Raw genomic sequence first — 1,988 nt, 5'->3', positions numbered from 1 at the left:
CCCGAGCCCCAACGACAAATTCTGACCAGCCTCAACATCCCCGAACCGGGGCACTAAGCAAAATGTCCTAACTCAGGTGGTAACGCGATCGTGGTGAGCGATGTGGAAAAGGCACGGGTGGACGTGTCAGGTGGGGATCGGGAAGGCGAGCGTAAGCGAAGCGCTGTTGACGTGTCGAAAGAAACTACAGGTGGCATCGAAACCGGGGTGTCAGACGGATCCCGGGATGAGTCTGGCGGGTGCCCGTTGATTGGCCAGGCGGTGTCCGGCATGGAGGCGACGCGAGCCCGGTCTGCGGCTTTTGCATGGAACGGGAGAAGGCCGGAACGACACTTTCTGCTCGGGTTGTTGAGCGGGAGACAGGGAGTAGCCCCGGGTGTGCCGGGGTGTGAGTACCGTTGCGGTCCGGCCGGCGGACCGGCTCGTAGTAGTGATGAAGCTCCTGTAATGGGAGTGGAGCGAAGGGGCCGGGTCATCTGTGACTGTGTTCGTTGGATCAACCGAAACCCGGTGGGGTTCGGGAGGAGTCGGATGAGCGAGTTGAAGTCGCCGGGCAAGCCGTTCGAGATTTCGAAATGGGCGGTTGCGGAGGCGTGGGAGAAAGTCAGGGCGAATAAGGGCGCACCGGGCATAGACGGGGTAACCATCGAGGCGTTCGAGGCCGACCTGCAGAACAATCTGTACAAGGTCTGGAATCGGATGTCTTCGGGCAGTTACTTTCCGCCTCCGGTGCGTGCGGTGGAAATACCGAAGCCGCACGGCGGCGGGACCAGGATGCTGGGGCTGCCCACAGTGGCCGATCGGGTGGCGCAAACGGTGGTGGCCGAGGAGTTGACATCGAAGGCCGAAGCGATCTTCCATGATGACTCCTATGGTTACCGGCCGGGCCGCGCGGCGGTCCACGCGGTGGAGTTGTGTCGGCAGCGGTGTTGGAAAACCGACTGGGTGATCGATTTAGACATCCAAAAGTTTTTCGACAGCGTGTCGTGGGACCTCATGCTCAAAGCGGTGCAGGCTAACACCGATCAGCCGTGGGTAATGCTGTATGTGCGCCGGTGGCTGGCTGCCCCGGTGGCATTGCCCGACGGCACCTTGCAGCAGCGAGACCGGGGCACCCCGCAAGGGTCGCCGGTCTCGCCCGTGCTGGCAAATCTGTTCCTGCACTACGCGTTTGATATGTGGATGGCCCGGGAGTTCCCGACCGTCCGATTCGAACGCTACGTCGATGATGCGGTCGTGCACTGCGTCAGCGAGCGCCAAGCCCACCGGGTGTTGGCTGCGCTGCAGGACAGGGTGGTCGAAGTCGGGCTGCGGCTGCACCCCGACAAGACCCGGATCGTGTACTGCAAGGACGGCACACGGCGCGGCGACTATCCGCACACGTCGTTTACCTTCCTCGGGTTCACGTTCCGGCCACGCGGAGTGCGGGCCAAAAACGGGCGCAGGTTCGTCTCGTTCACCCCCGCGATCAGCCAGGCCGCCTTGACAAAGATCGGGGGCGAGGTGCGGTCCTGGAGGCTGCACCGCCGCACCGGTCAATCCTTCTTCGAGCTCGCACGATGGATCAACCCCATTGTGCGGGGCTGGATGAACTACTACGGCGCCTTCTATCGGTCGGCGCTGTATCCCCTCCTGACGCGCATCAACGCCTACCTGATGCGTTGGGTCCGCAACAAATATCGGCGGTTCCAAGGCCGTGGGGCATTCCAGCAGGCGTGGCGGCGGGTCACCGCACAGTACCCGCGCTACTTCGCGCACTGGGCATGGACCACAGCCGTTCCGAGAGTCTGGTGATCAAGATGGCAAGAGCCGTATGAATCGAGAGATTCACGTACGGTTCTGTGGGAGCCGAGGGGTGCGACCCCCTCGGCTACCCGACCGACCACCTCCGGGATACCGCCCACATTCGATGCGACTACCGCGGTACCGCACGCCATCGCCTCCAGGTTGACGATGCCGAGCGGCTCGTACAGCGACGGACACACAAA

1 protein-coding gene and 1 pseudogene are annotated in these 1,988 nt (G+C 62.8%); one reads left to right on the top strand and one right to left on the bottom strand.

Annotated features, from left to right (window positions below):
- Positions 1-531 precede the first annotated feature (531 nt).
- Positions 532-1,794: a group II intron reverse transcriptase/maturase gene (gene ltrA, locus CQY20_RS33620; protein WP_097945681.1), complete on the top strand. Its 1,263-nt coding sequence runs from the start codon at positions 532-534 to the stop codon at positions 1,792-1,794.
- A 65-nt stretch (positions 1,795-1,859) separates the two neighbouring features.
- Here the strand turns inward: ltrA and CQY20_RS33615 are convergent.
- Positions 1,860-1,988: pseudogene (locus CQY20_RS33615) on the bottom strand (glycosyltransferase); the annotation flags it as partial.

The organism is Mycolicibacterium agri (assembly GCF_002553505.1).
In the GTDB taxonomy this organism is placed as follows: Bacteria; Actinomycetota; Actinomycetes; order Mycobacteriales; family Mycobacteriaceae; genus Mycobacterium; species Mycobacterium agri.
The sequence above is the reverse complement of the archived record's forward strand: the minus strand, read 5'-3'. Positions and strand labels throughout refer to the sequence as shown.

What these genes read in the sequence shown, in the direction of transcription:
- ltrA (WP_097945681.1), top strand. Translation starts at nt 532, where the DNA reads ATGAGCGAGTTGAAGTCGCCGGGCAAGCCGTTCGAGATTTCGAAATGG.